Genomic DNA, 26156 nt, shown 5'->3' on the forward strand with positions numbered 1-26156 from the left:
AGTATTGATATATTAGATAAGCTTGAGTTATCTAATATGTAAAAAATTTTTACAATTAAATTTTTTGCGTTTAAAAATTTAATATTTTATGATATATTTATTAATAATATATACTTTTGGGAGGGCACAAATGGGGAACGTTTTTTTCCTTTGGGAAAAATCGCTTCATATTTTAGAAAGCGAAATTGAAGGAATGAGTTTTGACACCTGGATAAAGGAAATAAAACCTGTTGCTGATTTGACAGATGCTTTGTATTTTGAAGTATCTAACGACTTTCACAAGCGTATATTAGAACAGCGCTATTTTGATGCAATATTTAACGCAATAAAGCAAGCCGCAGCAGATGTTGGTTTTACCGCTCCGTTTAAAGACCTAACTCCTGTATTCATAACAAAAGAAGAATATGCTTTAGTTAAAGTAAACTCCGTTCAGGACTCTACTCCGGACCTTATTAACTATTCGCTTAATCCAAATTATACTTTTGAAAGCTTTGTCGTTGGAAGCAACAATAACTTTGCGCATGCTGCATCTATTGCCGTTGCAGAAAATCCGGGATCTAAATACAATCCTCTTTTTATATACGGAGGAACCGGACTTGGGAAAACGCATTTAATGCATGCCATTGGCAACTATGCGTCATCTCAGTTTAAAGATAAAAAAGTTATGTATGTAAAAAGCGAAACTTTTTTAAATGAACTAATAGGAGCAATAGCAACTACGCAAGACGTTCAGGACTTTATGAAACATAAATACCGCCGAGAAGCCCAGGAACAGTTCAGAAATAAATACAGAGGCGCAGACGTACTTTTAATAGACGATATACAGTTCATTTCTGGAAAATACGGTTTCCAGGAAGAATTTTTCCATACTTTTAACGATCTATATCAATCCAATAAACAAATAGTAATTTCTTCAGATAAACCGCCAAAAGAAATAGCCCATTTGGAAGACCGCTTACGTTCCAGGTTTGAGTGGGGTTTAATTGCTGATATCCAAGAACCGGATTTTGAAACAAAAGTTGCTATTTTAATGAAGAAAGTTGAAGAGATGCGAAGCCGCGGTCTTTTAAATTTCCATATAGATAATAGTATACTGCATTTTATAGCAACGAAATCAACTTCAGATATACGCCAGCTCGAAGGAGCGCTTCAAAAAGTAATAGCATATACAAGCTTACTTAATATAAATACTGTAAACGTACAGATCGCGGAAGAAGCGCTTAAAAATTACTTCTTTGCAGCTAAAACTAAAAGGATAACTCCTCAGATTATTATAGAGACCGTGTGTTCTTACTTTGATATATCAGATGAAGATATAAAAGGAAAAAAGAAAAACCGTGAAATTTCATATCCTCGCCAAATGGCAATGTATCTTATTCGTTCAATGACAGATTGTTCGCTGCTTAAAATCGGTGAAATCTTCGGCGGAAAAGACCATACAACTGTAATGCATGCTATCGATAAAATAAAAACGCAAATAGATGAGGACGTGGAAACAGAAAAAGTTATAAACGACCTTGTGGATAAAATTAAGAAATAACTGTTTATATATATAATATTTAATAGGAATTTTCTTTTATAATATGTGTATAAAAAAAAGTAAAGTTATTTTAAAAGATATTTTTACCTATTAAAACAGTATTTATTTTAAAAAATTTTATAGGATTTCAATATTATTTCTGCAATAAATTTATATAATATACACATAACTAAATTAATTTTTTCGTTCATTTATAAGGGTTAAAAATGTTATTCACAATATATACATAACCTATTACTACTAATTTTATATAATAATTATTATTTAATAATTAAGGAGAGATAAGATGAAATTTTTCTGTGAAAAAAAAGACATTCTAAAAGCAACTAACATAGTTTCAAAAGCAGTAGCTATAAAATCAGTATTACCTATACTTGAATGTATTTTAATAAAAACTGAAAATAATTGTGTAGTGTTAAAAGGAAGTGATACTACTTTATCTATTAAAACAAATTTTCCTGCACAAATTTCAGACAGTGGATGCGTTGCAGTACCCTCAAGGCTTTTTCAGGAAATAATAAGCAAATATCCATCCGGTGAAATGACAATATGGACAGATGAAAACAATACGTTAAACATAAAGAGCGGAAGCTCAAAAGCATCTCTTGCTTTTTTGGAATGCGATGAATTTCCGGATTTTCCAAATGAAAATTTAAATAATAAGATAGATATGCCTGAAATTACATTTAAAAGTCTAATAAATCAGACTATTTTTGCAACTGCGATAACTGATGATAAGCCGATATTAAAAGGCGTTTTGTTTGAAAAAGAAGGAAATAAGTTAAACGTAGTGGCATTAGATAGATTCAGGCTTGCTATGAGAAGTGAAGAAATAAATACTAATTTAGACGATTTAAGTGTTGTAATACCATCTAGGTCGTTAAGGGAATGTGCAAAAATTTTAGATGACAATGCAGAAAATATAAGTATTTGCATAAGCAAAAACTGTGTTGCTGTATGCATCGGCGAAACGAGGATATATACTCGTCTTTTAGAGGGAGACTATGTAAAATATAAAAATATACTGCCGACTAATAATAATACGATAATAAAGATAGAAAAAGAAGAATTTTTAGAAGCAATAGAAAGGGCTTCTATACTGTCAAGAGAAGAAAATAACAATTTGATCAAAATAACCGTAATGGAAGATACCATATCTATAACAGCTAATTCAGAGATAGGAAAAGCATATGAAGAAGTTACGGCGATAATAGAAGGAAAAGAGCTTGAAATTGCGTTTAATGCAAGATATTTGACAGATGTTCTTAAAAATATAGACGATACAGAAATAAATATCTATATGAATACGAATGTAAGCCCTTGTTTGATACGCTCCAAAGAAGGCGACAGCTTTTTATATCTGATATTGCCGGTGCAAATAAGAGGTTAAATTGTATATAAAAAATATATCGCTTAAAAATTTTCGCAACTATGTTGATGAAAAAGCGGAGTTTCAAAATGAAATAAATATCTTTCAGGGAAAAAACGCTCAGGGAAAGACCAACCTGCTTGAAGCAATATACTTTTTAAGCTGTGCAAAATCATTCAGGACTAATAAAGAAGATGAAATGATTTTAAAGACAAGCGATTTTTCAAGCATTTCACTTTGTTATAATAAAAACCAATTAGATAGCTTAGTTGAAATTAAACTAAGAAAAGGCCTTGGAAAGAATATAGCTGTGGACAAAAATCAGATAAAGCGTATAAGCGACCTTTTTGGAAGGCTTATATGCGTTATTTTTGTTCCGGACGAACTTAAGATGATTAAAGACGCCCCGTCTTATAGGCGAAAATTCATGGACATAGAGATAGCAAAGATCCGGCCTAAGTATTTAGAAGACTTAAAAGAATATGAAACCTCACTTAAAAACAAAAATGCGCTTTTAAAATCCAATATGAACAAAGAAAAACTGTTTACGCTTATCGATATATTCAATAAGAAGATCGCTGCAGCTGCTAAAAGTATAGTAGCTTCAAGAGCCTACTTTATATCGCTTTTGAATGAACGCATACTTTTAACTCACGAGGAGATAAGCGAGAAAAAAGAAAAGCTTTTTATAAACTATAAAAAATGCGTAAACGATATAAAAAACACAGAAGAAGAACTCTATTTAAAGATGACGAAAGAATATAATAAAGAAGCTTGTGCCGGATATTCGCTTTTCGGGCCGCACAGAGAAGACATAGAGTTTTTGATAAACGGCGAAAATGCGGTTTCTTTTGGCTCTCAGGGGCAGCAGCGTTCCATTATCCTTTCTGTTAAAATCGCCATTGCAGATATAATTTATGAAAAGACGAATGAAAAGCCGGTGTTATTATTAGACGACGTTTTTAGTGAACTGGATTCATACCGTTTAAAGGCACTTTTGTCAGTAGTAAAGAAATATCAGACCTTCATAACGACCACATCTAAAATACCTGAAAATATTGATAAAAACAACATCTCTTTTTTCAATATAAGTTCGGGAAAGATAAAAAAAGCACTATAAAAACCTTCCATTTTATTCATTTTTAATATATAATATGGTATATAAAGTATAGTAAAGAGGGAAAAATGGTACTACATTTAGGTATGGACTATATTCTTCCAAAAAAGGATATTTTTTTTATTTTCAAGTATGATAAGGGTTTTAGGGAAGCTAATGAGGCGGTATTTTTAAATTTGGAAAAAAATTCGCAAATAGTTTATATAGGCAAAAAGAAATTAGAAAATATCAAATCTGTAGTTTACGGAAACTTTTTAGGGCGAAAATATATTTTTTATTCGCCCATATCAGCGTCAACGTTGGTAAAGAGAATGAAAGAAACAGCTAAATAAAATTTAAGGAGAGGCAAATGTCTTACGAAGCATCAGATATACAGGTTTTAGAGGGATTAGAACCAGTAAGAAAACGGCCTGGTATGTATATAGGATCTACAGATCTGCGTGGTTTGCACCATCTAGTATACGAAGTTGTAGATAATTCTATAGATGAAACTATGGCCGGTTTTTGTGATGAAATAATAGTTGAAATAAACGAAGATTCGAGTGTAAAAGTTACTGATAACGGCAGGGGAATTCCCGTTGGGATACACGAGAAGACGGGGAAATCTGCGCTTGAAGTTGCGCTTACAATACTTCATGCCGGCGGAAAATTCGATTCTTCCGGATATAAGGTGTCAGGGGGCTTGCACGGAGTCGGCGTGTCCGTCGTCAATGCTTTGTCTAAAAAGCTGATAGCTACGGTTTTTCGTGAAGGAAATGAGTTTACACAGGAGTTTTCACGCGGGCTGCCTGTAACAGACCTTATAAAAAAAGGCAAAAGCGATGAAACCGGAACTGTTATAGAGTTTTGGCCAGATGAGGAGATATTTGAAGACACTATCTTTGATTATGATACACTTAAAACTCGCCTTCGCGAACTTGCGTTTTTAAATAAAGGTGTGTCGATAACCATTGAAGATAAAAGGCTTTCCCCTCCCAAAAAGCACGTTTACTGCTATGAAGGCGGTATAAAGTCGTTTGTAAAATATTTAAACAAAACAAAGCAGCCGCTTTTTGAAGATACTATTTATTTTTCAACGACGGAAGGCGATACTGTGGTTGAAATAGCCATTCAGTATAACCAAGGATACAACGAAAACATATTCACCTTTGCGAACAACATATCCACATATGAAGGGGGATCACACCTTTTAGGTTTTAAATCAGGTTTAACGCGCGCAGTTAATGACTATGCGAAGAAGTTCAAGATGATCAAAGAAGGCGAACAAAACCTCTCCGGAGAAGATATCCGCGAGGGAATAACCGCAATAGTAAGCGTTAAATTAACAGAGCCGCAGTTCGAAGGGCAGACAAAGACGAAGCTTGGCAATTCGGAAATACGCCCAATAGTTGAAAATACGGTTTCTTCCGGCATGTCCGCTTATTTAGAAGAAAACCCAGGTATTGCCAAAAGAATAATAGATAAATGCTTAATGGCGCGCCGTGCAAGGGAAGCTGCAAGAAAAGCAAGAGAGCTTACAAGAAGGAAAACTGCTCTTGAAAGTACCGCCCTTCCGGGCAAACTTGCAGACTGCAGTGAAAAAGACGCTTCTCAGTGCGAGATATACATAGTAGAGGGAGATAGTGCAGGAGGAAGCGCAAAACAGGGAAGAGACAGGCGTTTTCAGGCTATACTTCCGCTTCGCGGCAAGATATTAAACGTAGAAAAAACGAGATACGACAAAGCTCTTACAAATAACGAGATAAAAGCAATGATAACTGCGTTTGGCGCAGGCATAGGCGAAGAGTTCGACGTTACCAAACTAAGGTATAACAAAATAATCTGTATGACAGATGCAGACGTCGATGGCAGCCATATAAGGATACTTATGCTCACGTTTTTTTACAGGTATATGAAACCGCTGATAGAAGAAGGGCATGTTTTTATAGCGCAGCCGCCGCTTTATAAAGTCACAAAGAACAAACAGGAAAAATACATCTATTCCGATAAAGAACTTGAAAACTATCTAAAAGAAATAGGAAAAGACGGGATAACGCTTCAGCGCTATAAAGGCCTTGGCGAAATGAACCCGCAGCAGCTTTGGGATACAACGATGGACCCTGATACGAGGACGCTTTTACAGGTATCTCTTGAAAATGCAATAGCAGCAGATGAGATATTTACGCTTTTAATGGGTGAAGTAGTAGAACCAAGGCGTGAATTTATCGAGCAAAATGCAAAACTTGTTTCAAATTTAGACGTTTAGGTAACAAATGAGGTGGAAAAATTGAATTCTGCAAGCAATAAAATTATCCCTATAGATATTGAACATGAAATGAAGAAATCTTTTATTTCCTATGCAATGGCGGTTATAATAAACCGTGCCTTGCCGGACGTAAGAGATGGGTTAAAACCAGTTCACAGGCGTATTTTATACTCTATGAACGAACTTTCTCTAACTCCTGATAAACCGCACAGGAAATGTGCCAGGATAGTCGGCGATGTTTTGGGTAAATACCATCCGCACGGCGACAGTGCTGTTTACGATGCATTGGTAAGAATGGCGCAGGACTTTTCCATAAGGCATATGCTGGTAGACGGGCACGGCAACTTCGGCTCCGTAGATGGAGACGGCGCCGCAGCTATGAGGTATACGGAAGCACGCCTTTCAAAGATATCTATGGAAATGCTAAGAGACATAGATAAAGACACAGTAGATTATTATCCTAACTTCGATGAGACACTTATGCAGCCGGTGTGCCTGCCTTCAAGATACCCTAACTTATTGGTCAACGGATCTGGGGGTATTGCAGTCGGCATGGCTACAAATATCCCTCCGCACAATTTAGGCGAAACGATAGATGCATGTATCGCATTGTTAGATGATGAAGATTTAAGCATATCTCAAATAATAGAAAAACTGCCGGGGCCGGATTTTCCGACAGGCGGCATTATCATGGGAAAAAGCGGCATAAATTCCGCATATTTAACTGGCAGAGGGCGTATAGTAGTCAGAGGCCGGGCGACTATTGAAAGCGGAGAAGGAAGAGACAGGATAATAATTACTGAACTTCCATATCAGGTAAATAAAGCAAATCTTGTAGAAAAGATTGCAGATTTAGTTCATGATAAAAAAGTAGACGGCATAGCGGACCTTCGGGATGAATCCGATAAAAACGGTATGCGTATAGTTATAGAGGTAAAACGTGATGGCAATGCAAATGTTATTTTAAATAGGCTTTATAAGCATACACAGCTTCAGGATACTTTTGGTGTGATAATGATCTCGCTTGTTAACGGCGAGCCTAAAGTATTAAATATAAAGCAAATGCTTGCATATTATCTAGAGCATCAAAAAGACGTTATCAGAAGAAGGACACAGTTCGAACTTGAAAAGGCAAAAGCCAGGGCGCATATCTTAGAAGGCCTGATAATTGCACTTGACAATATAGACGAAGTCATAGCCTTGATAAAAGGTTCTCCCGATGCTGCGACTGCAAAACAGGGTTTATGTGAAAGATTCGCTTTAAGCGAGAAACAAGCCCAGGCCATACTTGATATGAGGTTACAGCGTTTAACAGGGCTTGAGAGGGACAAAATAACGGCCGAGTATGAAGAACTGAAAAAGAGAATAGAGCATCTGGAATTAATACTTGCAACCCCGCAGATGGTTTCCGATATCATAAAGAAAGAAATGCTTGAGATAAGGGATAAGTATTTGGATCCACGCCGTACCGAGATAAGTATAGATGAGACGGAGATAAACTTCGAAGAATTAATAGCAGAAGAGGAAATGGTAGTTACTATTTCACACTTTGGCTACATAAAGCGTACGAAATCGGATATATATAAAACACAGCGCCGCGGCGGAAGAGGCATTTCCGCGATGACGACTAGAGAAGAGGACTTTGCGGAAAATGTTTTTGTAACTTCAACGCATAGCGAAGTGCTGTTCTTTACGAGTAAAGGCAAAGTTTATAGAATCAAATGTTACCAGATACCGGAGGCGGGCAGACAGGCAAAAGGCCTTGCCATAGTCAACTTACTGCCGCTAGAGCAGGGAGAAAAAGTCCAGGCGGCCTTTCCGGTTGAAAGCTACGAAGAAGGAGACCTTCTGATAGCGACGAAAAAAGGATTTATAAAGAAAACTCATGTAAAAGCTTATGCAAACATAAGGCAAAACGGCCTTTTAGCCGTAGGCTTAAGGGAAGACGACGAGCTTATCGGCGTTATGAAAACGACAAAAGACGATAATGTGATCATTGGTACAAAGAATGGCATTTCAATAGCATTCAGCGTATCCGACGTACGGGCCATGGGAAGGGGTGCAATGGGAGTTACTGCTATTTCCCTTAAAAACGGGGATGAAGTGGTAGACGCATGCGTTGTTTCACCGGATAAAGACGTTTTGGTAATAACGGAAAACGGATACGGTAAAAGGACCCGTGCAACCGAATATAAGATACAGCGCCGCGGCGGAGTCGGGATAAAGACTATTAAAGTAACGGGAAAGACGGGTAAATTAGTCGGCTTAAAAGTTGTAGATGAAAATGACGAAATAATGATAATAAACGATGCAGGCATAATTATAAGGACCAGCGTAAAAGAGATATCTTTATTTGGCAGAGATACACAAGGTGTTAAACTGATGCGTTTGTATGAGCAGTCTAAAGTTGCCTGCATAGCCAAAATACCGCCGAATGAGGACGAGGATTTAGAAGAGGAAGCAGAGCAAGAATAAATAAAAATGTTGATAATTGGGGTTATATAAGTAATGGAGATTCAAAAAGAAAAGACGCCGTCGTATCTAAAGATTTTTATCGTATTGATTCTTTGCGGTTTGTCCGGCATGACATGCGGGCCATTAATGAAGATTCAGATGGCGTCTGGTATTAGTCCCATGTGGGTGGCGTTTTTACGCCAGGCAGCATTTGTTTTACTTTTTTGTCCTATTGGTTTTTTTAAGAAACAATACAGGCAGGAAATCAAAAGTTTATCTAAAAAGAGCATAATTTTATGCGGTGTATCCGGGCTTTTATTGACAGCTTATTTTATATTATGGATACTTGCACTTAAATACACTTCTTCATTCAATACCGTCACGGTAATTTGTTCACAGTTTATTTTTATCGCTTTACTTGGTTTTATCTTTTTAAAAGAAAAGCTTGGTAAAATAGCTATAATCGGTGCGGTAGCTGCTTTTATAGGCATAGGGCTTATAGGCTATTCAGACTGGACTGCAATCGGGGACTGGTACGGGACCGCGATAGCCGCTGGGTCTGCCTTCATGCTGGCATCCTATTGGATAGTAGGGCGCGTTGTAAGGCGGGAAATATCAGTAATACCGTATATGAGCATCATAAATATAATAAGCGGTATTTTACTGGGCATTTTAGCAGTTTTGATAGGCGGGCCGCTTCGCCCTCTTAGTTTTTATGATGTAGGAATTGTTCTGATGGTAATGTTATTCGGATCTGTTTTCGGTCATTTAGGGCCGAATTGGTCTGTAAAATACATAACAAGCGAAGTTTTCGGCATTACACAGCTTTTTAATCCGGTTTATACATTTATAGATGCTGCATTGATAGCTTGGATCTTTAACACACCATATGAATCTATGCAATTAATAGCTGTTATAGGATGCGTTATAATAGTGCTTGGAATAGCTACATATATGTATCTAAAAAATAAAGAGAATTTAAAAAAGGCAAAGATGAACCAAAATTCAGTTAATATAAGCGAAGAAATAACAGGCTAAAGCCTGTTATTTCTTATATTGTTCAGGCCCTATTTCAAAAATGTCTTTACCAGTTGAATCGATTGCAACGGTTAAAGGCATATTTTTTACCGTTAATTTATAAATAGCTTCCGATAATAAATCTTCATACGCAATTAATTCAGCAGAGATAACGCTAAGCGCTATTAGCGCACCCAACCCTCCTGTAGCACAAAAATAAATGCATTTATTCCTTATAATAGCGTCTTTGACTTCGCTTGAGACCTGCCCTTTCCCAATAACGCATTTAACACCTTTGTCATAAAGAAGCGGGGCATATGCATTCATACGTTTGGAAGTAGTCGGCCCGCAGGAGTTAATAGGACGGCCGGGAGGGGTAGGGCATGGACCAGTGTAGTAAATCACGGCGCCTTTTAAATCTATAGGGAGAGGCTTGCCATTACTTATAGCTTCATAAAGCCTTTTATGTGCTGCGTCCCTTGCTGTATATATCTCGCCTGAAAGGGAAACGCTGTCCCCGGCTTTTAAATTTGAAATATCTTCTTGTGCCAGCGGTAATGTCAGTTCTTTCATATCATATCTCCTCAAAAGCATGACGGGAAGCATGGCATTGGAAATTTATAGCCACCGGCAAACCGGCTATATGTGTCGGGTATTTATCTATATGTACGGCCAGGCAGTAGTTGCTTCCGCCCATTGCCATAGGACCTAAGCCAAGAGCATTTATATCATCTTTTAGAGTTTGTTCTAGGTTTGCTAAAAAACTGTCCGGATTTTTGCTGCCTATATCGCGTAAGAGCTGTTTTTTTGCCATAAGCGCGCATTTTTCAAAGTCCCCCCCTATGCCTATGCCAAGTACGATAGGTGGGCAGGGGCTTCCTCCGGCTGAAAGGACGCTTTCAGTTACCAGCTTTTTTATGCCGTTAATTCCGTCAGAGGGATTAAGCATCTTTAAAACGGACATATTTTCGCTTCCAAAGCCCTTTGGCGCTACGGTTACCCTTATTTTATCACCGGGAACAATAAAGTAGTGTATTATGGCAGGCGTGTTGTCTTTGGTATTGACTCTTGTTATAGGGTCAAGTACGCTTTTTCTGAAAAAGCCCTCTTCATAGGCAGCGGCTACGCCTGAATTGACTGCGCTTTCAATGTCGCCGCTAATATGTACATCCTGCCCGATATCTAAAAATACGACAGCCATGCCGGTATCTTGGCAATAAGGCATCCCGGTTTCTTTAGCAGTATCCGCGTTTTTTATTAAACTATCTAAAATAGCTTTTCCATATGGGCTTTTTTCTGTTTTAGCCGCATACTTAATTGCAGATAAACAGTCTTCACCAGGGCAAAGCGCTGCTTTTAAAAACAGCTGTTTAACAGTTTTTCCTATTTTAGCTGCTGAAATTTCTCTCATATAAAAACCTCTTAAACATTCAATAAATAAAGTATACTTTTTTTGATTTAAAAAGTAAAATAAAAAAGCCTGATTTTTCAGGCTTTTTTTAAAAATTATTTCTTTTTCTTTTTTTGGTTTTTAGTAGTATTTTTTGTATTTTTATTCTCATTAAATATCTTTTTTCTAACATTTAACTTGTGTTCATTCCATACTACCCAAAGCGGGCAAGCTATAAACAGTGAAGAGTAACATCCGCTTATTAGACCGACCATCATAGGAAGTGCGAAATTAACTATAGATGTCAGATTATAAACCAATGCTACGATCAATACGCAAAGCATACTTGCAACTGTGGTTAAACTCGTGTTTATCGTTCTTGTCAAAGTCTGGTTTGAACTTACGTTTATCAAGTTGGCAAACGTTGTCTTGCTACCGAGTATGCGCTGATTTTCTCTTAATCTGTCGTATATTACTATGGTGTCGTTTATAGAATATCCAAGTATCGTTAGGATAACTGCAATGAAGCCGTTGTCAAGCGGTATTTTGAATGCAACGTAAGCCAAAAATACCATTATGACGTCGTGCAATAGCGCAACTAATGCCATTATGGCGGCAGAAAGCCCGTGTATTATCTTAAAACGCATGCTTACGTATATAACGGTGATTATACAGGCTAAAATTATCGCAGTTAAACCTTTTCTTAAAAACTCTGCGCCAATGGAAGGATTTACTGAAAAAGCTTCAGACAATTTAAGTGAGTTATCCGGAAAAGCCTGAGTTAAGGCTTCGGAAAGCTCATATTGTGTGGAACTATCAAGAGCTATATTTCCGGAAATGTTTAGAACCACTTGCTGTATATCATTTATCGGGTCGTTAGTCTTGGTGACCGATAAAGTTACATCAAGCACCTCTTGCGCAGTCTCAGCAATCGCATTCTCATCTATTTCCCCAGAGTACTCATATTTAAGTACGGCTCCGCCCTTAAATTGTATATCAAGCGACACACCGTTTACGAAAATCATGATTATACAAGCTAATATAAGTATTCCGGATACTATAAAGAAGATATTTCGCTTTTCATAAAAATTGAAATTAAACATCGCTCTTGCCTCCTTTATAACAGTAAAGCCACTTGTTATTTATAAAACGAAGAGCTCCAATAGATTTTTGCATGATTCTTGACAGATAAACTCCAATAAATAGATTTAATATAACGCCGACTAAAAGAGTAAATCCGAAAGATATCATAGTGCCGGAAGATAAAAGCAAAAGGAGCACGGCAGCGATAGCAGTTGTGATATTTCCGTCGATAATTGCGGAAAATGCTTTTTTATAACCGGAATCAATAGACAATCGTATGGATTTGCCTAAATTTATCTCCTCTTTTATTCTCTCGGATATAATAACGTTTGCATCTACGCCCATGCCGATTGAAAGGATGATACCTGCAATACCAGGCAAGGTTAATGTATATTGGGAAACCGCCAAAATCAAAAGCTGGCCGACTATCTGCCCAAACAGTGATATTATTGCAACAAAACCCGATAAGCGGTATACAAGCAGCATAAACAAGCAGATAAAAGCAAAGGCGATAACGCCGGCGATAACCATTGTCTCAAGGGCAGATTGTCCAAGAGTCGGGCTTATCGTACTGTTGCTGTTTGAAACCAGTTTAAAAGGAAGAGAGCCAGAATTTATAGTATCTGCAAGAGTCTTAGCTTCTTCAAGTGAAGAACAGTAAATTACAGCAGAACCACTTGGGATAGCTTCTTCAACAGTTGGGCTGTCTACTAAAGTTTCGTCCATATATATGCTTATTTGCTGATCGACCAACTCGGCTGTTGCTTCAGCAAAAGCTTCTGTGCCTGAAGCGTTAAATTCAAGAGAAACACCGGGTTCGTATGTACCGCTCGATTTTTGTATATTTCCTGCTTCAGCGCTCTCAACATCTGTGCCTTCTACGATTATGTTACCGTCAGGGTCCCTAAAAGTCAGAACTCCCATTTGGCCTAGTTCAGTCAAAGCGTTTTGGGCATCGTAAAGCGTCTCACTTGATTTCCATGGGAAGCGGACGAGTATCCGCTTATTATCGTAATCCACCATAACTTCTCTGTCTGAAATATTTTGTGCGTCCATTCTAAGTTCTATAATGGCTTTTGCTGCGTCAAGCGTATCACTTGTAACTAATGTCGGGTCTGTTCCGTCTTCTGCTTCGAAGTATGCTTCGACGCCGCCACGGATATCTATACCGAACCGTATTTCTGAAACGCTTGGCATACTGAAAGCTGTTCTACCGCTGTCATTGTATATAGTTATGCCATTAATCATAAAAAAAGCAGCGATAGCAAATATAAGAACCGGAATTATAAATCCCAAGCCTTTATTTTTCATAAAACAAAAGACTCCTTTCTTAAATAAAATAGGATTTACAAAATAGGGATGATTTTTTATAAAAATAACATTATAATGATACTTTATAATAGGTATTTAAGTCAATAAGGTATAAATAATTATTTAAATTATATAGTTACTTTTATTAATAAAGTATTTGACACTTAAAGGCGCTTTTTATATAATAAAAACGTCTTACTATACGTAAAAACCGTTAAAAGTTTATATATTTGAAAGAAATTTTAAAGAAATGAGGTGTAATAGATGTTACAGACATACCAACCTAAAAAAAGACAGAGAAAAAAAGTCCATGGTTTTAGAAAACGCATGAAAACAAGAACAGGAAGAAATGTTTTAAGTGCAAGGAGAGCTAAGGGCAGAAAAGTCTTAAGCGCATAAAAGATTTGAACAGACAATATTCTTTGCGGCGAAAGAAGGAATTTCGCTACGTCTATAATAGAGGCAAAAGTATTGCAACTAAAAATATAGTGCTTATATACTGCAAGAAAAAGACAGATGGTTTAAAAATTGGTTTTTCTGTAAGCAAAAAAATAGGCAAAAGTGTTGTTAGAAATAAAATCAAGCGAAGGCTTAAAGAAAGTGTACGTTTAAATCTATTTGATATAGATAAAAAGAACTTACTTATCTTTATAGCCAGAACGCCTATTAAAGAAGCAACGTATGCACAGATTTTTGCAGATGTAAAATATTTAATTAAAAAGGCTGTGCCAAACAAAAATGAAAAAATTGATGATCTTACTCATTAAATTTTATAAAGGGGCAATATCTCCGTATCTTCCCAGGTCCTGTCGGTTTACACCCACCTGTTCTGAGTATGCCATAGAGGCTATCAGTAAATACGGCGCTTTTAAAGGAGGGGTTAAGGCGGTATGGCGTATTTTGCGCTGCAACCCGTTTAGCCACGGCGGATATGATCCTGTACCTTGATAATAAGGATAGTATTTTTAGTCTTTGGGAGGATTATTTTAAGTGAGTATATTAACAAATAACTTTATCTCAGACTTTTTTTTGATAGTCATAAGATGGATTTATAGCATAGTCAACGATTATTCAATAGCAATAATATTATTAACGTTGGTTTTAAAGCTAGCAATGCTGCCGCTCGATATAAAACAAAGAAAAAGTTCTTTGAAAATGGCGGCAATAAAGCCGGAGCTTGATACCATAAAGAAAAAATATGGAAGCGACCCTCAGCTTATGAACAAAAGGCAGCAGGAGCTTTATAGGAGTTCTGGTGTAAAGCCGCTTGCAGGTTGTCTGCCGGCAATACTGTCTATGTTTATACTGTTCCCTTTCTTTGGCGCTCTTAGGGTTTTAGCAACTGAACAGACGATTGCACTTTTATTAAATGCAGTTAATTCAGGGGCTACTTCCATTCATCTGCCGCAATGGCTGTGGGTACATAACTTATGGCAGCCAGATTCAGGTTTTTCTGCAATAATTCCATCATCAACTGAGTTTTTGTCTTTTATAAAGACAAATTCAACTTATATATCACCTCAGACATTGAGTATGTTGCAGCAGGGAGGCCTCATATCCTTTGACAGTGCGCAGGGCATTTTGGTAAACGCAGATACTTACGGCACCCTTACAAGCGGGATTCTGTCTTCCAATGGAGTTGAAGGTTTAAAAAACGGGTGGTTTATTCTGCCGGTATTAGCTGGCGTTACGATGTATTTCTCGCAGTCCATGTCGATGAAGAACAATGCGCAGATGCAGCAGCAGGGAAAGATGATGCTTTACGTATTCCCTGTGATATCGGTATTGATATGTGCTTCTTCAAATACTGCGTTCTCACTTTATTGGACGGCGTCAAACGTATTTATGTTAACCCAGTATTTAATAATAGGAGTTATAGCTAAGGCAAGAGCAGTTAATAAGGTTTAAAAAAGATCTTTAAAATTTAATTATTGAGTGGAGGGAAAAAATGATTACCACTGAGGCTAAGGGTAAATCTGTAGACGAGGCAATTTGTAACGGACTTCAAAAGCTAAATTTGTCCATTGATGAAGTTACAATAGAGATTTTAGAAGATAAGAGCGGTAGTATATTTGGAATCGGCAAGACATCTGTTGTTCGGCTGACAAAGAAAGAAGGCCTGGCAGATGCGGCGGAGAAATTTTTAACAGGTCTTTTTGATAAAATCGGCGTTAATGCGGCTATCATAACAGAAGAAGACGAAGAGAGTATAAAGATCAAGGTTGAAGGGGAAAATACCGGATGCCTGATAGGCAGGCGGGGCGAGACACTAGATGCAATACAGTATTTGACCAGCCTTGTTGTAAATAAAGAGAAAAGCGAATATAAAAAGATAATGCTGGATTGTGCGGATTACAGGAATAAGAGAGAAGAAACACTTATTGCACTGGCCAACCGCCTAGCAGCAAAGACCAAAAAGTATGGGAAGAAAACGATGCTGGAGCCGATGAATCCATATGAGAGAAGGATATTTCATTCAGCGCTTCAGGGAGACAGCAAGATAAGGACATACAGTGAAGGCGAAGAGCCGTATAGGTACGTAGTTATAGACCTAAAGAAAAATTAAGTCACATATACCCGGCTTTTTAAAAGCCGGGTTTTTATATCTTATTTAAAGAAGGAAAGTTTAAATGCCGGATACTATATTTGCACAGTCCACTCCTGTTGGGACTGGGGGCATTGCTATAATCAGGATAAGCGGGACTAAAGCTGAAGAAATTATTAAAGAGATATTTAGCCCTGCTTATAAAGAAGAAGATTTTATACCCCGAAAGCTTTATTACGGGGACATAGTAAGAGGCGGCGAAATAATCGATAAGGTTATGGCCGTTATATTTCGTGCACCAAACTCATATACGGGAGAAGACATGGCTGAAATACATTGCCATGGAGGGCAAATGGCAATTACGCGCTTGATGTCCCTTTTATCCGAAGTCGCGGACAGGGCCGCTAAGCCGGGCGAATTTACCAAACGTGCTTTTCTAAACGGAAAGATGGATTTAACAGAGGCAGAAGCCGTTATGTCGTATATAGGCAGCATATCCGAGGCCGGAGCTAAAAATGCGGTAATGCAGTTATCCGGCGTGCTTGGCAATAAGATAAATGAGATAAAGGCAAAGCTTATAAATTTGACTTCTTATATAGAAGCTGTCATCGAGTATCCGGAAGAGGATTTCGATGCCCCGGAAAAGACGGCTAAAGAATCATTGACAGAAGCCAGAGATTTAATAGATGCTTTAATCAAAAGCTTTAATGCCGGGAAAATAATAAAGGAAGGTTTTTATGTTGCCATAGTCGGCAAGACCAATGTCGGCAAATCTTCGCTTTTAAATGCTATTTCTGGAGAACAAAAAGCAATAGTTACGGAGATACCGGGAACTACAAGGGATATAGTTGAGGCTTTGGTTTCGGTAAACGGTATACCCGTCTGTTTTTGGGATACGGCCGGGATGAGGGATACTTTAGATAAAGTCGAAGCTATCGGCATTGACCGTACAAAGGAAAAAATAGAAAATGCGGATATGATAATGTTCGTTATAGACTCGTCTGAAAAACTAAGCGAAGAGGATATTAAGATACTAAATAAACTAAATGAAAAAAATATGTTTATAGTATTAAATAAGACAGACGAGGAGCAGCTAACGACAGAGGAAGACATAAAAAAACTGACATCCGCGCCGATAATAAATGTATCGGCCAAGACAGGTAAGAATATAGAAGGGATATTTGAATATATCTTTTCTAATTTAGCGTATATCCCCCATTCAGATGGGCTTATCATAACTAATGAAAGGCACAAAAACTCTCTTTCCTTGGCAAGGGATAATTTGAATGAGGCTATAGCAGCGCTGGGCGATTTTCCGCTAGACGTTATATCGATAAATATACTGGATGCACTTAATTGTCTGGGTGAAATAACCGGTGAAAATATTACAGAAGAAATTATAGACAAGATATTTACTAACTTTTGTTTGGGGAAATAAAAATGACTTATGATTATGGGACATACGATGTAATAGTTGTGGGTGCAGGACATGCGGGCTGTGAAGCGGCCCTTGCTGCCGCCCGTCTTAATATGAAAACGCTTATGCTGACCATAAATTTGGATTCCGTTGCATTGATGGCATGCAACCCTGCGATCGGCGGAACGTCCAAGGGGCATTTGGTACGGGAAATCGATGCTCTTGGCGGGGAAATGGGAAAAGCATCTGATGAGACTTTTATCCAGATAAAAATGCTGAACACCTCTAAGGGAGAAGCAGTAAAATCCCTTCGTGCGCAGATGGATAAAAAGCAATATCATACATATATGAAAAGCACCCTTGAAAGAACGGATAATTTAGAGATCCGCCAGGCCGAGGCTGCACATATCATGGTTAAAGGCGGCAAAGTAAGCGGGATAATAACGACTTTAGGAGCAAAAATATATGCGCACACAGTTATTCTTTGCACCGGGGTATATTTAAAAAGCAGGATAATAGTCGGCGAGACGGCTCTTGAGAGCGGGCCCGCCGGATTTTTCGGCGCAAACAGCCTTAGTAATTCTTTAATTGAATTAGGCTTTTCCCTTCAGCGCTTTAAAACGGGAACGCCGGCAAGGGTAGACAGGCGGAGCCTAGACTTTTCCAAAATGGAGATACAAAGAGGCGATGAAGCGGGATATGCGTTTTCATTTATGTCGCCTAAGATATTTAGAGACCAGGAAGTCTGCTATCTTACTTATACGAATGAAACAACACATAATATAATACGTGAAAATATACATAGAAGCCCACTGTTTAGCGGGATGATAGAAGGTACCGGGCCAAGATACTGCCCTTCTATCGAGGACAAAGTCGTTAAATTTCCGGACAAGGTACGGCATCAGCTGTTTTTAGAGCCGGAGGGTAAAAGTACCAGCGAAATGTACGTGCAGGGAATGTCCTCCAGCCTGCCGGAAGAGGTGCAGCTTAAAATATACCGTTCTGTACGGGGGATGGAAAACGTCATATTCACACGTACGGCTTATGCAATAGAATATGATGCCATAGATTCAAAGAGGCTTAAAGCATCTCTTGAGACAAAGGACATACCCGGGCTTTTTATGGCCGGGCAAATTAACGGTACTTCCGGATACGAAGAGGCTGCGGCACAGGGTATAATCGCAGGTATAAACGCAAGCATGTATATAAAAGGCGAAGAACCTATTATATTAGATAGGTCAAACGCTTATGCCGGTGTATTGATAGATGACCTTATCACAAAAGGGACTAAAGAGCCGTATCGTATGATGACGGCGCGGGCAGAGTACCGGCTGTATTTAAGGCAGGGCAATGCGGATATGAGGTTGACAGAAATGGGAAGAAGGGTAGGCCTTGTAGATGATAAACGTTACGATGCATTTATGAATAAACGTGAAGCAATGGAGAAAGCTTCTAAAGTCTTTCGCGAAAGGAACTTGTCTCTAAAAAGCATAAATGAGCTTTTAAAGAGAAAAGGCGAGGCGGAACTAATGGCACCCACAAAGGCCAAAGAACTTTTAAAGAGGCCGCAGATAAGCTATACGGATTTATTGCCGCTTTTAGATGAGTTATCCGGCTTTAACGATGAAGTGTTATCCGAGGCGGCAACAGAGATAAAATATGAGGGTTACTTAAAAAAGCAGCAGCGCCAAATAGATCATTTTAAAAACCTGGAAAAAAAGGTGATACCATCTGATATAGATTTCTCTACTATACCAGGTCTGCGGCTTGAGTCTAGGCAAAAATTAAATGCCGTTAAGCCTGAAAATCTAGGGCAGGCTGGTAGGATATCCGGTGTATCGCCGGCGGATATCTCAGTGCTCATAGTTTATTTGTCCAGGAGAAAAGCCAATGTCTGAATTTACAGATAAACTTTCAAATGTATTGCTTAAAATCAACGTAAAAACGCAAGAGGAACAACTTTTTTTATTCGAAAAGTATTTTGAAGAGATTGTAAAAGCAAACAAGACGGTCAACTTAACCAGGATACTAGATGAAGACGATGCAATAGTCAAGCACTTTGCAGACAGCCTTTTAATATTTTCGTTTTTGAATTTTAAGAAAGGAGACAGGGTGCTCGACATAGGCACCGGCGCCGGCTTCCCGGGAGTGCCTATAAAGATCTTTTTTAAAGACATAGAAATGACAGTTTTGGATTCTACTGAGAAAAAAATCAATATAGTTCGAACCATAACGAATAATATTGGGATAGATGTCAAATGTATAACAGGAAGAGCCGAAGTATTGGCACATGATTTAAGTTACAGGGAAAAGTTCGACGTGGTAGTATCAAGAGCCGTTGCCAGATTAAACGTGTTGCTAGAGTTATGCCTCCCCTATGTTAAAACGGGCGGGTTGTTTCTAGCTTATAAATCTCAGGGAGTGGATGAAATCAAAGAGGCTTCCAGCGCACTTAAAGAATTAAATGCGCGAATTGAGGGAGTACATAATATCGCGATCGAAGGCATAGAAAGAAGCATAATAGTTGTTAAAAAGATTGGGAAAAATCAGAAAAAATATCCAAGAATATTCTCAAAGATAAAATCAAAGCCGCTTTGATAAAAAAATGCTTGTCGTTTTATAAGAAGTTTTATACTATTATGATTTGTTTTATAACATAAGGGCGAAGGCCCTTTTTTTCGTATTTTTACTAAAGTATAATATGGACAAGCAAGGTAAAGGGAGGTAAAATACGATGCTAAAGTTTTGTAAGGTACCACAGGATTTTGATGAGAACATTGACAATATAAATGCGGATGCAAAACTTGAGACCATACCCCTCGAAATGATACGTCCGAATCCATATCAGCCGAGAAAAATGTTTAACCAAGAAGCACTCGAAGAACTGGCAGCGTCTCTAAAGCAATATGGATTGCTTCAACCCATAAGCGTGAGGAAAATGGGTGCTGGAAGATATGAACTTATTGCGGGAGAAAGAAGATTCCGTGCGGCGCATTTGGCTGGCTTTACAACCATACGCGCCATTGTTTTTTCTGCGGTAGAACAGGACAGTGCGATGATCGCAATGATAGAAAACCTTCAGCGGGAGAATCTTCACTTTTTTGAAGAAGCAGAAGGTTATTTGAATCTTTTGCGGGACCATGGATTTACTCAGGAGGAGCTGGCAGTAAAGCTTGGTAAGAATCAGTCTACAATTGCAAACAAACTGCGCATTTTAAAACTGTCGACTAAAGTTAAAGACAGGATATTTAAAGAGCATTTAACAGAGCGGCACGCAAGGGCGCTTTTAAGGCTGCACGACGAACAAGAGCAATTGAAGTTAATACAGATAATATGTGAACAAAGTCTTTCGGTTAAAAAGTCGGAAGACTTGGTGGAAAAGACTTTGCAGCGCATGTACGGAGAGCTGCCTAGAAGGAATAAAAACAGCCAGAATGTCTTTTATATAATGAAAGATTATAAAGTATATTTAAATACCATTAAGAAAATAATAAAAAAAATGCAGGAAACGGGAGCAGATATATCCTATGATACGGAAGATATGAGCAAAAAGTTAAGGATAAATATCACCATAGCAAAGTAAATGGCTTATGGTAATGCCAAATGCCATATATTAATTAGTCCCCAATACCCCTACTTATAGGGCGATGTGTAGAAAAATTTTACACATCGCCCGTTTTTTTTCTTTAATTAACTGGAAAAATGAAGTATAATTTAATAAAAATATAAATGTTTCACATGAAACATTTTTCGGAGGTACAAATGCAGGTAATTGCGATTGCAAATCAAAAAGGCGGAGTAGGAAAGACTACAACAGCAATAAATCTAAGTGCGTGTATTGCTGATTGCGGCAAGAGAGTATTATTATTGGATTGTGATCCGCAGGGGAATTCTACAAGTGGTCTTGGAATAGACAAAGCTGAAGTAGAAAAATCCGCTTACGATATTTTATTAAATGATGTAGACATAAAAGATACGATATTGCATACAGTCCAAGAAAGGCTGGACATCGTACCGGCGAATATCAATCTTGTAGGTGCAGAAATTGAATTGGTTCCTGTGATGGCAAGGGAATACATATTGAAAAAAGCACTTGAAACGCTAAAAGATGAATATGACTACGCATTTATAGACTGCCCCCCTTCTCTAGGGCTTTTGACAGTTAATTCACTTTGCGCAGCCAATAAGATACTAGTCCCCATACAATGCGAATACTTTGCATTAGAAGGCCTGTCTCAGCTAATGAATACAATCAGGCTTGTGAAAAAGCAGATAAACCCAAGCCTGGAAGTAGAAGGTGTTGTTTTGACCATGTTCGACGGAAGGACAAACCTATCCATTCAGGTTACTGAAGAAGTAAAGAAGTTTTTCAAGAACAAAGTATATATGACTATAATTCCAAGGAACATAAGGCTTGGAGAGGCACCTAGTTTTGGTCTGCCGATAATAAAATACGACCCTAAATGCTTAGGTGCAGAGGCTTATATCAATCTAGCAAAAGAACTATTATCAGAAAGTAGGGATATATGATGGAAAGGCGTAGTCTAGGAAGAGGCTTAGGCGCTCTTTTAAATGAAAATATCGAAGTTACTACAAGAAAAAAGGATAATGAAGTACAGGAAATAGACGTAATGCTGATAGACAGGCAGATAAACCAGCCGAGAAAGTTTTTTGACGAAAACAAGTTAAAAGAACTTGCGGATTCCATTCGCCTGCATGGCATAGTACAGCCTATAGTAGTAAGAAAAGATGACGGCAGGTATTTGATTATTGCCGGGGAAAGAAGATACAGGGCCGCTCGACTTGCCGGGCTTAAAACTGTTCCGGTAGTTATAAGAAATATAGATGATAAAGAAGTCATGGAACTTTCGCTTATTGAAAATATCCAAAGGGAAGACTTAAATGCAGTCGAGCAGGCAGCGGCAATAAGGCTTTTAATGACGGATCACGGCATGACACAGGAACAAGTATCGGAGAGGATAGGGAAATCAAGAAGCGCAGTGGCAAATATATTAAGGCTGCTGACACTTCCGTCTCAGATACTTGAACTTATAAGAAGCGGGGCAATAAGTGCAGGACATGCACGTTGCCTGGTAGTTGTACCGGACGAAATTAAACTTGAATTAGCTCAGCGTATTGTAAAAGAAGGCTTGTCTGTACGCCAGATAGAGGATTTTATTGCATCACAGGACAAGAAGCGGCCTGTAGCAAAGCCGAAAAAAGAGCATGCTTCTAAAGAAATAATAGACGTACAGCAAAAAATACGTGATGCGCTTGGAACTAAGGTTAAAATAGTAGGCAAAGAGGATAAAGGAAAGATAGTAATAGAATATTATTCGATGGAGCAGTTACAGGGGCTCTATGATATGTTTGTTAAAGAGTAAAATGTAAATGTTTCATGTGAAACATTTAAAAAAGCCGCTTTTAGCGGCTTTTTTGATAGTTTAGTTTATTAAATTGTTCCACTTATTAAGAATACAAAGGCATTTACCTTGTAATAAAGCGAGCCCAGCAAGGAAGAGGAAACATATTGTGTCAGCTGGGACACGTTTGCCGTAACCAGCCCAACAGATACCAGCAGGAAGAATACGGACAACAGGAGTGAATAAAGCAAGGCGCCTGCAGCTCCTGCAAAAAGAGCTTCGTGCTTTTTAAGCACATAAAAGCCTTTGCGATGGTCCATGATATTTATTATAAACCGCATAGCTAAATAGTAAATAAAGAAGAGAAGTAAGAAACATACAGTATTTAAAAGGGCGCAGGCGAGTGTTTTATCTACATATTCGCCGAGTGTATATATTTCATTTTTGGAAAAAACACGATAATGTATATTGTTTTTTATAATATTTGAATAAGGCGCCGGAAAACTTGCTTCATCTATAACGCTCATAAGTTCGCTGTCCTCAGTAGTTTCAATATCCAAATGCTGGCTTTCTACCGAATCCAGCCTGTTTGAACCTTCTACATATAGCATTAAAGCGTTGCTTACATTTTTCTGCGAATTTAATATGCTTGATAAAATAGGATATGTAATAAGGCTTAACAGTATTGCCAATATTACAGCTATACATCCAAAGAAAGTGTTTAAAAAGCCTTTATGTATTGCTTTTATAACACCGAACGCCAATAATAATATTATAAAGAGATCGATAAAATTCATATTTTCTTCCTTTTTCGTTTATTTACTATGAGAGAGGGTAAGAATACACTTTATCTCCCTTGGAAAATAGTACGTAATCCTGTCCGGTTATACGTATACTTTCATACGTATAGGGCAGCGTAATAGCCTTTTCCTGAGTTCCAGAAATATCATACTTATATATTTTATTTAAACCTATCAAGTATATCTTATTTTTGTAAACGGTTATATTCTTAATGCCACCAGGCAGGTTTATTTGTGTGTCGGAAACGCCCGGTGTTATTATACGCATCATAGTATGCTCGTCTTCAGAGCGTTTTAAGCACATAAACCTGGGTGAACCGTCTATCACGGAGATACAGTCTGAATGCCAGCCATATATTAGTATAGTATTTTGTATTGAACCGTATAAATCGTATGTGCTTAAATAATTGGTTGTAAGTACATACATGTAACTATCATTAAAGTATACATCTTCTACTATGTTTTCTGTAAATTGGATATTACCTGTAACTGCTTTGCCGGGTTTGTATGTGACTACTTCAGATACAGGCGTTACACCGGATGTATCAAGGGATAATGTCCATAATTCATCGTCATCAGAATAAAAGTCGTATTTTAAAATGTTTTGATCTTCAAAGTCAATAGTCTCGATTTCATCTCCTGAGAGGTTTAAAACCAAAAGGTAATTTTGAGTCTGTTCTGTTTCAGAGTCAGAAGTCACCGAATAAAAGACACCGATAGAATTTTTGCCGCATATTACTTTTACAATATTTTGCCCTATATTTTTAGTAAACATAGAATCCCCATTGCTTTTAAAGACCTGAATAGTTTGCTCCTTAAAAGCAACTACATAATTATCCGACGCAAAAAGCGAAACTCCGGATGCAAACAATTGTGAAGACCAGAGCTGCTTTCCCGAGCTGTTTATGCATATTAAAGCATCGTCGGAAGCATACATTATGCCTTTTTTATTGTAAATAGACGAGGTTGCCGTTTGAAACGGCATTGTCTTTAAAAGGTCTTTTGGATTTGAACTTTTAAAGATAGTTATACCAATAATAAGAAGCACAGCGGCAAGAACGGCCAAAGAAATAAAAAAAATCAAACGTTTCTTTTTCTTTTTTACTCTATTTTTTTTAACTTCGGCGTAATTTTTTATGTACATATAAAAAAACCTCAGATAAATTATCGATTGGACTTTTTTATATTATAGTACAACGCACGGAAAAAAGCGATTAAAACATTGAGGAATACAGCTGGTTTTTTAGTATTTCAGCAGAAGTTACAACAGACTTGTTACGGACATTTAATAAAAAAAGAGGCTTTTTATCAACAGATATAGTAGAAAAGAGGTTTGTATTTTCACTTTCGCTATATATAAGTGCATCGAAAGGCATTCCGCTTTCATATGGGAACAATTCAAACCCAAATTCTTCTAGTTGCGTCGCGTATTTTTCCAAACCTTTGATATACCCGATTTTCTTCATAAAAAATAACCTCTTATATAATTTATTTACAAAAGAGGTTTGTTTTATTCTAACTTTTTTTAAAAGTATTTATTATACCGGTGAAAATACATTGAGCGCACTTTTTAATAATTTAAATTTTACAGGGGTTGTCCCGATCAAATCGCCGTCCATGTTTATAGAAAGGGTATTTTCACATAAGACTTCTATTTCATCGCACACAAAGGATTTGATTTCCGTAAATTTTTCGTGTTGCCCTTTAATAAAGCGGGGAAGCATAAAGAGTATCTTTAATTTAGAAGGCATGTCTATCGTCGTGATATGGAATATGCCGTCGTCTGGTTTTGCCATAGGGGCAACTTTCATTCCGCCGCCATATTGTTTACCGTTGGCGATTGCAATGAGCATTAGTTTTTTGGTTATAGACTGGCCGTTTGCAACTATTGTCATAGTCTGCCCTTTGTATTTAAGTATGGATATCAAAACTGCCAGATAGTAAGCTGGCATACCGGTAAAAAAGCGGTTAGTTTTCTTAGTGTATTCAACTACACATACGTCGAACCCGGTACCTGCGACGTTTAAAAAATAATTGTCGTTAGCCATGCCAACGTCTACTTTTTTAGTATTACCGGCTAAAATATTTTCAATTGCCGCCTCGAGGTTATTTGAGACGTTTAATGATCTTATAAAATCGTTTCCCGTTCCGCCTGGAATTATGCCTAAAACCGAGTCTGTATTTAAAAGGCCCTTTGCCACTTCAAGTACAGTACCGTCCCCTCCGAGAGCCAAAATATTTTTTTCCCCACGTTTAACGGCATCGCTGGCAATTTGAGTTGCATGGCCAGGGTATCTAGTTTTTATGATTTTATATTTAGCGCAAGCTTTATCTAAAAGCTTTGTTGCAAGTGAAAGCGTTTTTAAGGACCGGCCTTTACCAGCCACTGGGTTTGCGATAATAAGATACATATTTTCACCTTTTATAATAAAAAACTCATTATATCATACTATAAATAAATAAAAATGTACAGGAAAACTTAAGTTTGAGTTTTACATGATTAAT

26 protein-coding genes are annotated in these 26156 nt (G+C 37.7%); 18 read left to right on the forward strand and 8 right to left on the reverse strand.

Annotation, left to right across the window (positions count from 1 at the left end; translation table 11 throughout):
* Positions 1-130: 130 nt before the first annotated feature.
* The 7 genes from dnaA (at position 131) to R2876_06985 (ending at position 9763) form a co-directional block, all read left to right on the forward strand.
* A complete protein-coding gene (dnaA, locus tag R2876_06955; protein ID MEZ4358337.1) occupies positions 131-1540 on the forward strand; it encodes a chromosomal replication initiator protein DnaA in 1410 nt (469 codons plus the stop codon).
* 286 nt (positions 1541-1826) lie between these two features.
* Complete coding sequence (dnaN, locus tag R2876_06960) at positions 1827-2930, forward strand: DNA polymerase III subunit beta (GenBank protein MEZ4358338.1); 1104 nt, start codon at positions 1827-1829, stop codon at positions 2928-2930.
* Between the two features lies 1 nt (position 2931).
* Positions 2932-4029: a DNA replication/repair protein RecF gene (gene recF / locus R2876_06965; protein ID MEZ4358339.1), complete on the forward strand. Its 1098-nt coding sequence runs from the start codon at positions 2932-2934 to the stop codon at positions 4027-4029.
* Between the two features lie 65 nt (positions 4030-4094).
* Positions 4095-4358, forward strand: coding sequence for a DUF370 domain-containing protein (locus R2876_06970; protein MEZ4358340.1), 264 nt, complete (start codon positions 4095-4097; stop codon positions 4356-4358).
* Between the two features lie 17 nt (positions 4359-4375).
* Entirely contained in the window at positions 4376-6271 is a 1896-nt protein-coding gene (gene gyrB, locus R2876_06975) for a DNA topoisomerase (ATP-hydrolyzing) subunit B (protein ID MEZ4358341.1), read from the forward strand.
* Positions 6272-6292: 21 nt separating this feature from the next.
* Positions 6293-8746 carry a DNA gyrase subunit A gene (gene gyrA, locus R2876_06980; protein ID MEZ4358342.1) on the forward strand — a complete coding sequence of 818 codons (2454 nt, stop codon included), beginning with the start codon at positions 6293-6295 and terminating at the stop codon, positions 8744-8746.
* A 33-nt stretch (positions 8747-8779) separates the two neighbouring features.
* On the forward strand, positions 8780-9763 hold the full coding sequence (locus tag R2876_06985; protein MEZ4358343.1) for a DMT family transporter: 984 nt from the start codon (positions 8780-8782) through the stop codon (positions 9761-9763).
* 6 nt (positions 9764-9769) lie between these two features.
* Here R2876_06985 and R2876_06990 read toward each other — a convergent pair whose 3' ends face one another.
* The 4 genes from R2876_06990 to secD form a co-directional block, all read right to left on the reverse strand.
* Positions 9770-10315: a Fe-S-containing hydro-lyase gene (locus R2876_06990; GenBank protein MEZ4358344.1), complete on the reverse strand. Its 546-nt coding sequence runs from the start codon at positions 10313-10315 to the stop codon at positions 9770-9772.
* Position 10316: 1 nt separating this feature from the next.
* Positions 10317-11153 (reverse strand): fumarate hydratase, encoded by an 837-nt coding sequence (locus tag R2876_06995; GenBank protein ID MEZ4358345.1) that lies wholly within the window; start codon positions 11151-11153, stop codon positions 10317-10319.
* Between the two features lie 95 nt (positions 11154-11248).
* Entirely contained in the window at positions 11249-12235 is a 987-nt protein-coding gene (secF, locus tag R2876_07000; protein ID MEZ4358346.1) for a protein translocase subunit SecF, read from the reverse strand.
* Positions 12228-13526 carry a protein translocase subunit SecD gene (secD, locus tag R2876_07005; GenBank protein MEZ4358347.1) on the reverse strand — a complete coding sequence of 433 codons (1299 nt, stop codon included), beginning with the start codon at positions 13524-13526 and terminating at the stop codon, positions 12228-12230. The genes secF and secD overlap by 8 nt, the downstream gene beginning before the upstream one ends.
* Positions 13527-13790: 264 nt before the next feature.
* Between secD and rpmH the strand changes: the two genes are divergently transcribed.
* From rpmH to R2876_07060, 11 genes are all read left to right on the forward strand, one after another.
* Complete coding sequence (gene rpmH / locus R2876_07010) at positions 13791-13925, forward strand: 50S ribosomal protein L34 (protein MEZ4358348.1); 135 nt, start codon at positions 13791-13793, stop codon at positions 13923-13925.
* Positions 13926-13930: 5 nt separating this feature from the next.
* Positions 13931-14293 carry a ribonuclease P protein component gene (gene rnpA / locus R2876_07015; GenBank protein MEZ4358349.1) on the forward strand — a complete coding sequence of 121 codons (363 nt, stop codon included), beginning with the start codon at positions 13931-13933 and terminating at the stop codon, positions 14291-14293.
* Positions 14265-14474 carry a membrane protein insertion efficiency factor YidD gene (gene yidD / locus R2876_07020; protein ID MEZ4358350.1) on the forward strand — a complete coding sequence of 70 codons (210 nt, stop codon included), beginning with the start codon at positions 14265-14267 and terminating at the stop codon, positions 14472-14474. Before rnpA ends, yidD begins: the two co-directional genes overlap by 29 nt.
* A 42-nt stretch (positions 14475-14516) precedes the next feature.
* Positions 14517-15434, forward strand: a complete 918-nt coding sequence (locus R2876_07025) for a YidC/Oxa1 family membrane protein insertase (protein MEZ4358351.1) — start codon at positions 14517-14519, stop codon at positions 15432-15434.
* Positions 15435-15474: 40 nt separating this feature from the next.
* Positions 15475-16092: an RNA-binding cell elongation regulator Jag/EloR gene (gene jag / locus R2876_07030; GenBank protein MEZ4358352.1), complete on the forward strand. Its 618-nt coding sequence runs from the start codon at positions 15475-15477 to the stop codon at positions 16090-16092.
* Between the two features lie 64 nt (positions 16093-16156).
* Positions 16157-17509 (forward strand): tRNA uridine-5-carboxymethylaminomethyl(34) synthesis GTPase MnmE, encoded by a 1353-nt coding sequence (mnmE, locus tag R2876_07035; GenBank protein ID MEZ4358353.1) that lies wholly within the window; start codon positions 16157-16159, stop codon positions 17507-17509.
* Positions 17510-17511: 2 nt separating this feature from the next.
* Positions 17512-19386, forward strand: a complete 1875-nt coding sequence (mnmG, locus tag R2876_07040) for a tRNA uridine-5-carboxymethylaminomethyl(34) synthesis enzyme MnmG (GenBank protein MEZ4358354.1) — start codon at positions 17512-17514, stop codon at positions 19384-19386.
* Entirely contained in the window at positions 19379-20086 is a 708-nt protein-coding gene (gene rsmG / locus R2876_07045; protein MEZ4358355.1) for a 16S rRNA (guanine(527)-N(7))-methyltransferase RsmG, read from the forward strand. The genes mnmG and rsmG overlap by 8 nt, the downstream gene beginning before the upstream one ends.
* A 136-nt stretch (positions 20087-20222) precedes the next feature.
* Positions 20223-21071, forward strand: coding sequence for a ParB/RepB/Spo0J family partition protein (locus tag R2876_07050; protein MEZ4358356.1), 849 nt, complete (start codon positions 20223-20225; stop codon positions 21069-21071).
* A 179-nt stretch (positions 21072-21250) separates the two neighbouring features.
* On the forward strand, positions 21251-22018 hold the full coding sequence (locus R2876_07055; GenBank protein ID MEZ4358357.1) for an AAA family ATPase: 768 nt from the start codon (positions 21251-21253) through the stop codon (positions 22016-22018).
* Positions 22018-22872 carry a ParB/RepB/Spo0J family partition protein gene (locus R2876_07060; GenBank protein MEZ4358358.1) on the forward strand — a complete coding sequence of 285 codons (855 nt, stop codon included), beginning with the start codon at positions 22018-22020 and terminating at the stop codon, positions 22870-22872. Before R2876_07055 ends, R2876_07060 begins: the two co-directional genes overlap by 1 nt.
* 68 nt (positions 22873-22940) lie before the next feature.
* Here the strand turns inward: R2876_07060 and R2876_07065 are convergent, their stop codons facing one another.
* From R2876_07065 to R2876_07080, 4 genes are all read right to left on the reverse strand, one after another.
* Positions 22941-23648, reverse strand: coding sequence for a hypothetical protein (locus tag R2876_07065; protein MEZ4358359.1), 708 nt, complete (start codon positions 23646-23648; stop codon positions 22941-22943).
* A gap of 25 nt (positions 23649-23673) precedes the next feature.
* Entirely contained in the window at positions 23674-24795 is a 1122-nt protein-coding gene (locus R2876_07070; protein MEZ4358360.1) for a hypothetical protein, read from the reverse strand.
* 70 nt (positions 24796-24865) lie between these two features.
* Positions 24866-25117: a hypothetical protein gene (locus R2876_07075; GenBank protein MEZ4358361.1), complete on the reverse strand. Its 252-nt coding sequence runs from the start codon at positions 25115-25117 to the stop codon at positions 24866-24868.
* Between the two features lie 72 nt (positions 25118-25189).
* Complete coding sequence (locus R2876_07080; GenBank protein MEZ4358362.1) at positions 25190-26062, reverse strand: diacylglycerol kinase family lipid kinase; 873 nt, start codon at positions 26060-26062, stop codon at positions 25190-25192.
* Between the last annotated feature and the right edge of the window lie 94 nt (positions 26063-26156).

It is taken from the genome of Eubacteriales bacterium (genome assembly GCA_041390245.1).
GTDB lineage: Bacteria > Bacillota > Clostridia > Christensenellales > JAWKQI01 > JAWKQI01.